This window comes from Cellulosimicrobium funkei, from assembly GCF_900155925.1.
GTDB lineage: Bacteria > Actinomycetota > Actinomycetes > Actinomycetales > Cellulomonadaceae > Cellulosimicrobium > Cellulosimicrobium funkei.
In genome coordinates this window covers 185,460-198,611 of record NZ_FTMI01000004.1, presented here as the reverse complement: position 1 = coordinate 198,611, position 13,152 = coordinate 185,460, and the positions used below count along the sequence as shown (strand labels likewise).

The following is a 13,152-nucleotide window of genomic DNA, read 5'->3' as shown; positions in this document are numbered from 1 at the left end:
AAAGTTGCAGCAAGGTTCGGCAAACGACGCGCCCGCGCCGTGCAACGCCGTTGCCCGGGCACGACGAACCCGGGGTCGCCCCGCTCAGGAGGTCCTGACGGGGGCGGCCCCGGGTCCGGGAGGTCGCGGTGGTCAGCCCGCGAGATGGCCCCAGCGCGGGGCGAGCTCGGACCACGGCCCGACGGCGGCGACCCGGCCCTCGTCGAGCACGACCACGCGGTCCGCCCGGGCGAGCGCCGCGCGCTTGGACGTCGCGCCCACGACCGTGGTCCCCCGCTCGCGCAGCGACTCCCACAGCTCGATCTCCGTCGCCGCGTCGAGCGCGCTGGAGACGTCGTCGGCCAGCAGCAGCTCGGCGTCGGTCGCGAGCGCCCGGGCCAGGGCGAGCCGCTGGACCTGGCCGCCCGAGAGCCGGACGCCACGGTGCCCGACGAGCGCCTCGTGCCCGCCCGCCTCGACGACGTCCCGCTCGAGCCGCGCGGCCGCGACGGGCCCGTGGACGTCGCGCTCGTGGCCGAGCCGCACGTTGTCCGCGAACGTCCCCGACAGCACGCGCGGCACCTGCGCGACGTGCGCGACCTGGCCCGGCCGCAGGAACGTCTGGGCGTCGACGACGTCCGTGCCGTTCCAGCGGATGCGGCCCGTGTGCTCCATGAGGCCCGCGAGCGCCGAGAGCAGGCTCGACTTGCCCGCGCCGACCTGCCCGAGCAGCAGCACGAGCTCGCCGCGGCCGACGGACAGGTCGACGTCCTGGACACCGATCGTGCCGTCGTCGTGCAGCGCGGTCACGCCGTCCAGGTCGATCCGCTCGAGCGGCCGCCGGGGGCCCGGGTCGGGCGTGGGGGCGGCGCCCGTGAGCAGGTCGACGCCGGGCGGCAGGTCCATGAGGTCCGTCCCGGCGGCGAACCGGCTCGTCGCGCGCTGCCACGAGCGCGTGCCGGGCGCCTCGGTCACGACGGCGCCCGCGACGACCCCGAACCAGCCGAAGCCGGTCACGGCGTTGGCGACGAGGAGCGCCGTCGCGAGGTCCCACGTCCCGGTGAGCAGCCCGGCCCACGCCGCGACGACGCCGAGCTGGATCATGACGAGGGGGACACCGTCGAGCGCGGCCTGCACGCGGTGCTCGAAGACGGCGGCGCGCACGCGCCCGGCGTCCACCTCGCGCAGGTGCGCGTGCACCTGCGGCGTACGGGCGGCGAGCTTCACCGTCCGCGCGGAGTCGAGCGCCGAGACGAGCGCGCGGCCGAACCGGGCGCGCGCGGCCGACGAGCGTGTCGCCGACCGCCCGGCGATCGGCCGCCCGAGCGCCGACGCCGCCGCGGACACGACCATGACGGCGAGGAGCACCGCGCCGGCGAGCCACGACCGGCTGAGCAGCGCGGTGACGCCCGCAATGACCAGACCGTTGACGAAGTCGACCCAGCGGTCGGCGTACCGGACGAACCGGTCGGCGTCCATGGCACGGGCGACGACCTCGCCGGGCGGCGTGGCCGTGAGCCGGTGCTGACGGGTCTGGCCCGCCATGACCGCCATGCGCACGCGCAGCAGCACCTCGACCCACCAGCGCGGGTAGACGTACAGCGCCCACGCGAGGCACAGGGGCGCGACCACGAGCAGCACGGCGAGCGGCACGAGCTGACGCGCCGGGAAGCCGGAGTCGAGGTCCTGGACCGCCTGGCCCCAGAGGAAGCCGGTGACGGCGCCCTGGGCCGAGACGAGGCTCGTGACGAGGAACAGGACCGCGCCCACCACGCCCCACGCCGGGCGGACGAACAGGGCGTGCGCGACGCCGCGCGCGAGGCTCGGCCCGTCGCCCGGGTCGTCGAGGACCGGTGGCTCGCCGCGCCGTCGGCGTCCGCCGACCGCGTCGGAGGCGCGGGCCGCGGGCGTGTCGCCCTCGGCGCCCGCATGGTCCTGCGCGGCCGCGGGCGCGGCGGCGGGCGCCGGGTCGCCGGGCGCGAGGTCGTCGACGTCGTCGCCGCGCGGTCCGCCGTCCTGCGCGACGCTCGCGACGAGCAGGTCGCGGTAGGGACCGGGGGCGTGGGCGAGCGCGGCGCGCTCGCCCTGCTGCACGACCCGGCCGTGGTCGAGGACGGCCAGCAGCCCGGCCCGCTCGATCGTCGTGAGCCGGTGCGCCACGAGCACGCCCGTGCGCCCCGCGAGCAGCCGCTCCGACGCGGCGACGACGCGCGCCTCCGTGAGCGGGTCCATGCGCGCCGTCGCCTCGTCGAGCACGACGACCTGCACGTCGCGGACCAGCAGGCGCGCGAACGCGACGAGCTGCTCCTCCCCCGCCGAGAGCGACGTCCCGCCGGGACCGAGCAGGGTGTCCAGGCCGTCGGGCAGGCCCGCGACCCAGTCGTCGAGCCGCAGCTCGCGCACGGCGGCCTCGACGTCGGAGCGCGGGACGTCCGCGAACAGCGCGACGTTCTCCGCGAGCGTGCCCGCGAGGATCTCGGTGCGCTGCGTGACGACGCCGACCGCCGCGCGCAGCGCCTGGAGGTCGAGGTCGCGCACGTCCACGCCGCCGACGAGCACGGCGCCGCGCGGCGGCTCGACCGCGCGCGAGAGCAGCGACGCGAGGGTCGACTTGCCCGAGCCGGTGCGCCCGACGAGTGCGACCGTCTCCCCCGCGGGCACGTGCAGGTCCACCCCGTCGAGCGCGAACGTGCCCTCGGCGTAGGAGAAGTGCAGGTCGCGCACCTCGATCCCGACCGGCCCGGCGGGCAGCGTGCGCCCGCCCGTCGGCTCGGGCTCGACGGCGAGCATCTGCCGGATGCGCGTGAGCGCGCCCAGGCCCTCCTGGATGTCCGGGAGGTGGTGGACCAGGTTGTCCACCTGCCCGACGAAGAGCGCGGTCACGAGGAACAGGGTGACGAGCCGGTCGACGCCCAGGTCGCCGTCCGCGGCGAGCGCGGCGCCCGCCAGGGCCACGCCCGCGAGCAGCGAGGCGAGCACGAGACCGGCGCGGCGGAGCATGCGCGCCTCGACGACGAGCACGGCCTCGAACTTCCGGTGCACCCGGGCCGAGCGCTCGGCGAGGCGCCGGATCGCGAACGACTGCCCGAGGCTCGTGCGCAGGTCGTCCCGCGCGGCCACGGACTCCTCGAACGCTGCCGCGTGGTCCGTCCACGCCATCTCCTCGATGACCTTGCGGCGCGCGATCTCGCCCAGCATCGGGCGCACGATGAACCACGCGACCGCCCCCAGCACCGGGAAGAGGACCCACGCGGGCCACCACGTGAGGCCGGCGACGACCCACATCGGCAGCACGCCGACGACGGTGCGGCCCGCGCCCCAGAGCTGACGGCGCACGAGCGTGCCGACGGCGTGCGTGTCGTCGTCGACACGGTCGAGCACCTCGCCGACCGCCTGCTCCGTGAGCGTGGCGAGCGGCTGGTGCAGCGCCGCGGTGAGGAGGTCGCCGCGCAGGCGGCCCTCGGCGCGGTCGACGACGCCCGCCCACACGACCTGGCCGACGGTGTCGAGCAGCGCCGCGCCGACGACGCACGCGGCGAGGAGCTGGAGCGTCGCCGTCGTCGGGTCCTCGGCGAGCCACCCGGCGATGACGGTGCCCAGCGCGGCGCCGACCGCGCCGACGGTGAGCGCGAGCAGCGCGAGGACGGCCTGCGGGCCGCGCAGGCGGCGCCAGTCCAGGCGCCGGGCGGGGTCGGTCGAGCGCGGGGCGGCGGCCGACGGCGCGGCGTGCGGGTCGGACGGGGGGTTCGTGGGCTGCTCGGTCGGCAGGGAGGCGTCGATCATGGCCCCACGACCCTACGGCGACCCACCCCCGCCGACGCAGGGATTTTCGCCGCCCGCAGCCCCTGCCCGGCCCGGTCGGCGCGGGGACGACCCGGGCCGGCCAGCGTCGGCTCGGGTCGGCCCCGGACGCAGCGCGGCCCGGGTCCCGAAGGACCCGGGCCGCGGCGGTACGGCTCAGACCAGGCCGAGCTCCTCGACGGCCTGACGCTCCTCCTGGAGCTCCGCGACCGACGCGTCGACGCGCCCGCGCGAGAACTCCGAGAGCTCCAGGCCCTGGACGATCTCCCACGACCCGCCGCGCGAGACCACCGGGAACGACGAGATGAGGCCGGTCGGGACGCCGTACGACCCGTCCGACACGACGCCCGCGCTCGTCCAGTCGCCCTCGGGCGTGCCGAGGACCCAGTCGTGCACGTGGTCGATCGCCGCGTTCGCCGCCGACGCCGCCGACGAGGCGCCGCGCGCGTCGATGATCGCCGCGCCGCGCTTCGCGACCGTCGGGATGAACGTGCTCTCCAGCCACTCGCGGTCCTCGGCGAGCCGCGCGCCCGGCGTGCCCGCGACGTCCGCGTGGAAGAGGTCGGGGTACTGCGTGGCCGAGTGGTTGCCCCAGATGGTCACCTTGCGCACCTCGGACACCGGGACGCCCGCACGCTTCGCGACCTGCGTGAGCGCGCGGTTGTGGTCCAGGCGCGTCATCGCGGTGAACCGGTCCTTCGGGACGTCGGGCGCGTTCGACGCCGCGATGAGCGCGTTCGTGTTCGCGGGGTTGCCGACGACGAGGACGCGGACGTCGTCCGCCGCGCCCGCGTTGATCGCCTGGCCCTGCGGCTTGAAGATGCCGCCGTTCGCCTCGAGCAGGTCGCCGCGCTCCATGCCCGGGCCGCGCGGACGGGCGCCGACGAGCAGCGCGACGTTCGTGCCCTCGAACGCGGGCGTCGGGTCGTCGAAGATGTCGATGCCGGCGAGCAGCGGGAACGCGCAGTCGTCCAGCTCCATGGCCGTGCCCTCGGCGGCCTTCACACCCTGCGGGATCTCGAGGAGGCGCAGGCGCACGGGGGTGTCGGGGCCGAGCATCTGGCCCGACGCGATGCGGAACAGCAGCGCGTAACCGATCTGACCGGCCGCGCCGGTCACCGTCACGTTCACGGGGGAAGTCATGCGCTCACTCTCCCACAACGCGACCCGCCCGGACGCGCGGGGCGGCGCGCCCGCCGGTGCCGACTCCCGCCTCTGCGGCCCCCGGGAACGACGACGGCGGCGCCCCCCCCTGCGCAGGGGACGCCGCCGTCGGGCGTGCGGTGCGGGCCGGATCAGCCCAGGCGCGCCTTGAGGTTCTCGTCGAGCGCGGCGAGGAACTCCTCCGTCGTCAGCCACTCCTGGTCCGGGCCGATGAGGAGCGCGAGGTCCTTCGTCATCTTGCCGGACTCGACCGTCTTGATGACGACGTCCTCGAGCGTCTGCGCGAACTCGGTGACCTCCGGCGTGCCGTCGAGCTTGCCGCGGTGCATGAGGCCACGCGTCCAGGCGAAGATCGACGCGATCGGGTTCGTCGACGTCGGCTTGCCCTGCTGGTGCTGGCGGTAGTGGCGCGTCACCGTGCCGTGCGCGGCCTCGGCCTCGACGGTCTGGCCGTCCGGGGTCATGAGGACCGACGTCATGAGGCCGAGCGAGCCGAAGCCCTGCGCGACGGTGTCGGACTGGACGTCGCCGTCGTAGTTCTTGCAGGCCCAGACGTAGCCGCCCTCCCACTTCATGGCCGAGGCGACCATGTCGTCGATGAGGCGGTGCTCGTAGGTGAGGCCCTTGGCGGCGAACGCCTCGGCGAACTCGGCGTCGAACACCTCCTGGAAGATGTCCTTGAAGGCGCCGTCGTAGGCCTTGAGGATCGTGTTCTTCGTCGAGAGGTACACGGGGTACTCGCGCTGGAGGCCGTACGCGAACGAGGCGCGCGCGAAGTCGCGGATCGACTCGTTGAAGTTGTACATGCCCATCGCGACGCCGCCCTCCTCGGGCATGGTCACGACCTCGAACTTCTGCGCCTCGGAGCCGTCGGCCGGCTCGAAGGTCATCGTGATCTTGCCCGGGCCGGGGACCTTGAAGTTCGTCGACTTGTACTGGTCGCCGTGGGCGTGACGGCCGATGATGATCGGCTTGTTCCAGCCCGGCACGAGGCGCGGGATGTTGGAGATGATGATCGGCTCGCGGAAGACGACGCCACCGAGGATGTTGCGGATCGTGCCGTTCGGCGAGACCCACATCTTCTTCAGGCCGAACTCCTCGACGCGCGCCTCGTCGGGCGTGATCGTCGCGCACTTGACGCCGACGTTGTACTGCTTGATCGCGTGCGCGGCGTCGATCGTGACCTGGTCGTCGGTCGCGTCGCGGTTCTGGATCGACAGGTCGTAGTACTTGAGGTCCACGTCGAGGTACGGGTGGATGAGGCGGTCCTTGATGAACTGCCAGATGATGCGCGTCATCTCGTCGCCGTCGAGCTCGACGACCGGGTTGACGACCTTGATCTTGCCCATGCGCAGATCGCTCCAACTGTCGGGGACTGGAGCCCCCGGGTGTCGGACGGCGACCGTGCGGCCCGTGGGCCCGGTCCGTCGCACACGAGGGCGTTGCTGACCGCGGTCCAGGGTACTCGACTTCTCGACGTCAAGATACTTTGGCGACGCCCGGCGGACCGTTCGGATCGTGAGACCCGGCGTCCGTTCTCAGGTGCAGCACCGCAGATCTCCACGCATCTCCCGGGTGGTGGTGGCAAGATGCCCCCAGATGCCGGAATGGCCGGGCACTCGGTCAGGCATCGTGCCGTCGTCCCGACGGCCCGCCGGTGCCGCACCGTGGCACACCGGGCCGGGACTGCCCGAAGTTCCCACCGAACCAGACAGGATCATCATGTCCCAGGACACCACCGCTCCCGGCGCACCGGAGGGCTACGTCGACGACGCGCGCCCCGCGCAGACCGAGGCCGTCGCTGTCGTCCAGCCCAGCCTCCTCGCGCGCCTCGGCGCCGAGGTCTTCGGCACGTTCTTCCTCGTCCTCGCGATCATCGGTGTGGCGCTGTACACCTTCGTCAGCCAGCAGAACGCCCTCGCGGTCGCTCTCGCGGGCGGCCTCGCGCTGCTCGCCGGCGCCGCCGCCGTCGGCAACGTCTCCGGCGGCCACTTCAACCCGGCGGTGACGCTCGGCGCCGCCATCGGCGGCCGCACCGCGTGGCGCGACGTGCTGCCCTACTGGGTCGCGCAGCTCGTCGGCGCGCTCCTCGCGGGCCTCGTCCTGCTCGCCACCGTCCCGAACTCGCTGCCCGCGCTCGTCGGGCAGGAGGACCGCGGCGGCCTGTTCGTCTCGACCGCGAACGGCTACGGCGACTTCTCGTCCCTCTCCACGGCGTCGCAGGGCGGCACCGAGTTCGGGCTGCTCGCCGCGCTGCTCATCGAGACCATCGCGACCGCGGTGTTCGTCGGCGTGATCCTCGGCGTGACCGACAAGCGCGCGACCGTGCAGTACGCGCCGGTCGTCATCGGCCTCACCCTCACCGCCCTGATCCTCGTCGCGGTGCCCGTCACGAACGCCTCGCTCAACCCGGCCCGCTCCATGGCGTCGGCCGTCTTCGCGGGCGACGGGGACCTGTGGAAGCAGCAGTGGGTCTTCTGGGTCGCGCCGCTCCTCGGCGCCGCGATCGCGGGCCTCTTCTACCGGGCGTTCGCGTTCGCCCCGAAGCAGGACGACCTGCTCGGCGAGGACCACGTCGTCACGCTGACCGAGGCCGAGGTCGCCGGTGGCTCCGCCGCCGGTGCGGGCGCGGCCGTCGTCGGCGCCGGTGCGGGCACCGTCGTCGAGGAGGCCGTCGTCGTCACGGACGAGAACGGTGACGTGGTCGCGGTCGAGGAGGTCGTCGAGACGGAGGTCGAGACCGACGACCCCGACGCCCCGGCCCCCGGCGAGGGCACGGCCCCGCGGGCCTGACCCTCTCGCACGCCCGACGGGCCCGGACCGCGCACGCGGTCCGGGCCCGTCGTCGTGCAGGCCACACCTCGTGCAGGCCGCACCTCGTGCGGGTCGCTCGTCGCGCGGGTGCGCACGTCGCGCGGGCCGCACGTCGGCCGCGCTCCGCGCGGGGACGTCAGAGCTCGCCCTGGTCCAGGCTCAGCGCGAGGAACGCCATGACCGCTGCGGGCGCGAGGAAGAAGAAGACGTCGAGCCCGCGCGACCGGACGGTGATGCCGACCGGGCCGGGGCCCGGGATCGCCGCGCGGCACACGCCCGCGACGGCGAGCAGCCCGGAGAGCGCGAAGCAGCCCGCCCGCGCACCGGCGAGGACGGCCACGACCGTGGCGACGGCGACGCCCGCGAGGACCAGCCACATCGCGGGCTGGCGGGACGGCGCGAGGCTCGCGGGCGGCTCGGGCACCGGGGGCGGGGTCGCGTCGTCGGGCACCGGGGCGCCCTCGGGAGCCGTCCCGTCGCCGGTCTCGTCGTCGACGTGGTGCCACACCGGCACGAGCGTCGCGCGTGGCCGGTGCCGCGTCCCCCCGTCCGCGGTGACGTCGCTCACGCTGCTGCACCTTCCACGCCCGGAAGCCTACCGTCGTGCCCTAGCGTGACGTGCATGCCGTCCGTCGTGCCGCCGGTCCCGTCCGCTCCCCCCGCCACCTCGACCGATCCCGCGACCGGCCCTGCGGCCGGCCCGGCGACCACCCGGCACGACGGCGGGCCGCCGTCGTCCGTGGTCGTCGTCGGCGCCGGGCTCGCGGGCGCCCAGACCCTCGCCGCGCTCCGCCGCCGCGGCTACACCGGGCGCGTCACGCTGCTCGGCGCGGAGGGCGTGCCGCCGTACGACCGCCCGCCCCTGTCGAAGGAGCTCCTCAGCCGGCCCTCCCCCGCGTGGCTCGCCGACGACCTCGGGGTGGACGTCGACGCGCTCGCCGACGACGTCCGCCTCGCCGACCCGGCCGTGCGCCTCGAGCGGGTCGGGACCGCCGACGCTTCCGGCTGGTCCGTCGAGACGCGGTCGGGCGACCGCCTCGTCGCCGACGCCGTCGTGCTCGCGGTCGGCTCCGTGCCCGTGCGGCCGCGCGGCTGGGAGCACGCGCGCGTGCTCCACACCGCGGCCGACGCCGACGCCCTGCGCGCCGCGCTCCGGCCGGGCCTGCGCCTCGTCCTCGTCGGGGCCGGGTGGATCGGCGCGGAGCTCGCCGGCGTCGCGGCGGGCGCCGGTGCGCACGTCACCGTCGTCGAGGCCGCGGGTGCGCCGCTGCACCGCCAGCTCGGCCCGGACGTCGGGGTGCACCTCGCGCCCTGGTACGCGGCCGCGGGTGCCGAGCTCGTCACCGGCGCCACCGTCGCGGAGGTCCGGCCCGACGGCGTCCGGCTCGCCGACGGCCGCGAGCTGCCGGCCGACGTCGTGCTCGCCGCCGTGGGCGCCCGCCCCGCCACCGACTGGCTCGACAGCGTCGTGCCCCGCGACGCGCGCGGCGGCGTCACCGTGGACGCGGACGGCGCCGTGCCGGGGCTGCCCGGCCTCTGGGCGGTCGGCGACTGCGCGAACCGCGACCACCCCGTGCTCGGTCCTGTCCCGGGCGGGCACTGGTCGGCGGCGCTCCACGACCCGGACGCGACCGTCGCGGCGCTGCTCGGCGACGGCGGCGACCGGGCCGCGCACGCGCCGTACGTGTTCTCCCAGCAGCTCGGGCACGACCTCGCGCTGTTCGGCGTGCCCGCCGAGGGCGACGAGGTCGTGCTGCGCGGCGACCCCGCGGGCGGCGCCACCGGCCACGAGGGCTGGGCCGCGTTCTACCTCGCGCCCGCGGCACGCTCCGAGCCCGGCGGCCCCGCCGCCGACGACCCGACCGCCCGGGGCACCGACGTCCGGGCCGTGCTCCTGGTCGACTCGCCGCGCGACGTCGGTCCCGTGCGCAAGGCGATGAACCGGACGGGCCGCCTGCGCGTCGACCTCGACGTCGCGCTCGACCCGGCCCGGCGCCTGCGCGACGCCCTCGCCTGACGCCCTCGCCTCGCCCCCTCGCCCGCGACCGCGAGCGCGACGGCCCGCCGGTCCGAGGACCGGCGGGCCGTCGAGCGGGACGGGTCAGTGCGCGAAGTGACGCGTCCCCGTGAAGTACATCGTCACGCCCGCGGCCCGGGCGGCCTCGATCACCTCGGCGTCGCGGATGGACCCACCCGGCGCGACGACGGCGCGCACGCCGGCGTCGAGCAGGATCTGCAGGCCGTCCGCGAACGGGAAGAACGCGTCGGACGCCGCGACGGCGCCCCGGGCCCGCTCCTCGCCGTCCGCGAGCGTGTTGGCGCGCTCGACCGCGAGGCGGCACGAGTCGACGCGGTTGACCTGCCCCATCCCGACCCCGACGGCGGCCCCGTCGCGCGCGAGGAGGATCGCGTTCGACTTCGCCGCGCGGATCGCGCGCCACGCGAAAGCGAGGTCGGCGAGCGTCGCGTCGTCGGCGGCGTCCCCCGTGACGAGCGTCCAGTGCTCGGGCGCGTCGCCGCCGGTGACGTTCCCCTCGGCGTCGGTCACGACCGCGTCGACCCGGTCCGTGCTCTGCACGAGCAGCCCGCCGCTGACCGGGCGGGTCTCGACGGTCGTCGTCGGCGGGGCGTCGACGACGAGGAGACGCAGGTTCTTCTTCGCCCGCAGCACCTCGAGCGCGTCGGGCTCGAACCCGGGCGCCACGACCACCTCGGTGAAGACGGGCGCGATCTGCTCAGCGGCTGCCTTCGTCACCGCGCGGTTCGCGGCGATGACGCCGCCGTAGGCCGACACGGGGTCGGTCGCGTGGGCGCGCGCGTGCGCCTCGGCGACGTCCGTCCCGACCGCGATGCCGCACGGGTTCGCGTGCTTGATGATCGCGACGGCCGGCTCGTCGTGGTCGTGCGCGGCGCGCCACGCCGCGTCGGCGTCGACGTAGTTGTTGTAGCTCATCGCCTTGCCGTGGAGCTGCGTCGCCTGGGCGAGCCCCGTCGCGCCGTGGCCGACCGTGTAGAGCGCGGCGCGCTGGTGCGGGTTCTCGCCGTACCGCAGCACGTCGGCGCGGTCCCACGTGGCGCCGATCCACGCCGGGAAGCCCGTGCTCACCGTCTCGCCCTCGGCGCCGCCCTCGACCGGGACCGCGTCCGTCGGCGCGACGACGTTGCCCATCCAGGACGCGACGGCGACGTCGTAGGTCGCGGTGTGCACGAACGCCGCGGCGGCGAGCGCCTTGCGCTGCGCGTAGGTGAAGCCGCCCGCCTGCACGGCCGCGACGACGTCGTCGTACCGGGCCGGGTCCACGACGACCGCGACGCTCGGGTGGTTCTTCGCCGCCGCGCGGACCATCGACGGGCCGCCGATGTCGATCTGCTCGACGACCTCGTCCGGTCCCGCGCCCGACGCCACGGTCGCGGCGAACGGGTAGAGGTTGACGACGACGAGCTCGAACGGCGCGATGCCGAGCTCGTCGAGCTGCGCGAGGTGGTCGGCCTTGCGCGAGTCCGCGAGGATGCCGGCGTGCACGCGCGGGTGGAGCGTCTTGACCCGCCCCTCGAGGCACTCGGGGAACCCGGTGAGGTCCTCGACCTTCGTCACCGGGACGCCCGCGGCCGCGACGGTCGACGCCGTCGAGCCGGTGGAGACGAGCTCGACACCCGCGGCGTGCAGCGCCGTCGCGAGCTCGACGAGGCCCGTCTTGTCGTAGACGCTCAGGAGCGCGCGGCGCACGGGGCGCCGCGAGTCGTCGGTGAGCTGGACGTCGGGGGCGGAGGGCACGTGCGGGGCCGGGTGGGACATGACGAGGGGCTCCTCTGGGTCGCGGTCGCCGCGCCGACGGAGCCGACGCGAGTGGCAGAACCCAGGCGCCCAGGCGGTCGACGCTCCAGCAGGTAGATCCGGCCGCTCCCCGGTGGTCGTTCCCACCCTCGCCAGTCGCGGCCGTCGTCCAGTCTAGCGGCCCGACGGCGGCGCCCCCGGCTCGGCCGGGACCGCACCGGGCACGACCCCCGACGCCGCGAGGGCGGCCGCGTCGTCGGCCCAGGTGTCGGGCGTGCCGACCCGCCAGAGCGGGCGGACCGCGCTGAGGACCGCGACCGTGACGACGAGGAGCCCCGCGAGCACCGCGAGCGCGGTCCCGAGCCCGAACCGGTCGAGGAGCCCGCTGCCGACGAGCGGGACGAGCGGGCCCGCCGCGAGGCCGGTGAGCCCGAGCACGGACGCGAGCCGGCCCTGGAGCTGCGGCGGGGTGACGGCCGCGGCGTACCCCGACAGGCCCGCGTTCACGGCCGGCACGAGCAGGAGGGCGAACGGCAGCACCGCGAGGTAGGCCGCGTACGACTCCAGCACGGCCATGACGACGGACCCCGCGGCGAGCACCCCGAGCGCCGCGACGACGAGCGCCCCCGCGCGGACCCGCGCGACGAGCCGGGGTACGAGCACTGCCCCGACGAGCACGCCCACGCCGACCGCGAGGTCGACCAGGCCGATGAGGAGCGGCGCGGTGCCCGTCCGCACGAGCTCGAGGTTGATGCCGACCATGAGGCTGCCGAACGCGACGTTGATGACGACGAACAGGCCGAGCAGCGCTCGGAACAGCGGCACGGACCACACGAAGCGCAGCCCCTCGCGCAGCGCCGCGACGGGCCGGGTGGCGCGCGCGGCCGCGACGTCGCCGTTGAGCGGCTCGCGCACGAGCCACGTGCACACCGCGGTCGCCGCGTGCCCGATCGCGGCCCCGGCGAGCGGCACGGCGTGCGCGACGGCGTAGAGCGCCCCGCCGAGCGGGCCGGCGAGCAGGCTCGCCACTGCGTCCCGGCCCTGGGCGGCCGCGAGCGCCGTCGGGAGCTGCGGCACCGGCACGACCGAGCGGAACGCGCCGCTCGTCGCCGGGTCCACGAGCGCACCGACGACCGAGGCCCCGAACAGGACGGCGGCGAGGTGCCACGCGGAGTGCGACCCGGCGCCGGCGGCCACCGCGACGGTCGTCCAGAGCAGCGCCCCGACGGTCGCCGCGGCCACGACGAGGCGGCGGCGGTCCACGCGGTCGGCGACGACACCCGCGGGCAGCGTCGCCAGGAGCGCCCCCACCTGCCCGACGGCGGCCACCACCCCCGCCTGCACGACGGACCCGGTGAGCCCGTACGCCACGAGCGGCACCGCGAAGAGCGCCACCCCGGCACCGAGCGACTCCGCGGTCAGCCCGGTCATGAGCAGCAGGTAGGACCGGTTGCGCAGGAGCGACGGCGGCGCGTCCGGCGCGAGGCCGACCGTGGCACCGGGGTCGGACGACGGAGCGGTGCGGGGTCCCGGGGGCGCGGGGGGTGGGTTCGACATGGAGGAGAACCTACGTGCGCAACGAGAGTTGCGCAATAGTCGTTGCGCACTTTGTGGTGAGC

8 protein-coding genes and 1 riboswitch are annotated in these 13,152 nt (G+C 75.8%); of the genes, 2 read left to right on the top strand and 6 right to left on the bottom strand.

Annotated features, from left to right (window positions below):
- Positions 1 to 132: 132 nt before the first annotated feature.
- The 3 genes from BXA05_RS11965 to BXA05_RS11955 form a co-directional block, all read right to left on the bottom strand.
- Positions 133 to 3,762, bottom strand: a complete 3,630-nt coding sequence (locus BXA05_RS11965; protein ID WP_076405128.1) for an ATP-binding cassette domain-containing protein — start codon at positions 3,760 to 3,762, stop codon at positions 133 to 135.
- Between the two features lie 174 nt (positions 3,763 to 3,936).
- On the bottom strand, positions 3,937 to 4,923 hold the full coding sequence (locus BXA05_RS11960; RefSeq protein WP_076405127.1) for a malate dehydrogenase: 987 nt from the start codon (positions 4,921 to 4,923) through the stop codon (positions 3,937 to 3,939).
- Positions 4,924 to 5,075: 152 nt separating this feature from the next.
- Entirely contained in the window at positions 5,076 to 6,293 is a 1,218-nt protein-coding gene (locus BXA05_RS11955) for an NADP-dependent isocitrate dehydrogenase (RefSeq protein WP_021482263.1), read from the bottom strand.
- Between the two features lie 373 nt (positions 6,294 to 6,666).
- Between BXA05_RS11955 and BXA05_RS11950 the strand changes: the two genes are divergently transcribed.
- A complete protein-coding gene (locus BXA05_RS11950) occupies positions 6,667 to 7,737 on the top strand; it encodes an MIP/aquaporin family protein (protein WP_076405126.1) in 1,071 nt (356 codons plus the stop codon).
- A gap of 157 nt (positions 7,738 to 7,894) precedes the next feature.
- On the opposite strand, the gene BXA05_RS11945 is transcribed toward BXA05_RS11950, so the two are convergent.
- Positions 7,895 to 8,326: a DUF3017 domain-containing protein gene (locus BXA05_RS11945; protein ID WP_061266885.1), complete on the bottom strand. Its 432-nt coding sequence runs from the start codon at positions 8,324 to 8,326 to the stop codon at positions 7,895 to 7,897.
- Between the two features lie 54 nt (positions 8,327 to 8,380).
- Between BXA05_RS11945 and BXA05_RS11940 the strand changes: the two genes are divergently transcribed.
- Positions 8,381 to 9,775: an FAD-dependent oxidoreductase gene (locus BXA05_RS11940; protein WP_083711835.1), complete on the top strand. Its 1,395-nt coding sequence runs from the start codon at positions 8,381 to 8,383 to the stop codon at positions 9,773 to 9,775.
- 84 nt (positions 9,776 to 9,859) lie between these two features.
- Here the strand turns inward: BXA05_RS11940 and purH are convergent, their stop codons facing one another.
- Together purH and BXA05_RS11930 are read right to left on the bottom strand one after the other, a co-directional pair.
- On the bottom strand, positions 9,860 to 11,554 hold the full coding sequence (purH, locus tag BXA05_RS11935) for a bifunctional phosphoribosylaminoimidazolecarboxamide formyltransferase/IMP cyclohydrolase (RefSeq protein ID WP_076405125.1): 1,695 nt from the start codon (positions 11,552 to 11,554) through the stop codon (positions 9,860 to 9,862).
- A 60-nt stretch (positions 11,555 to 11,614) separates the two neighbouring features.
- Positions 11,615 to 11,703, bottom strand: a riboswitch (ZMP/ZTP riboswitch).
- 4 nt (positions 11,704 to 11,707) lie between these two features.
- Positions 11,708 to 13,090, bottom strand: a complete 1,383-nt coding sequence (locus BXA05_RS11930) for an MFS transporter (protein WP_076405124.1) — start codon at positions 13,088 to 13,090, stop codon at positions 11,708 to 11,710.
- Positions 13,091 to 13,152 lie beyond the last annotated feature (62 nt).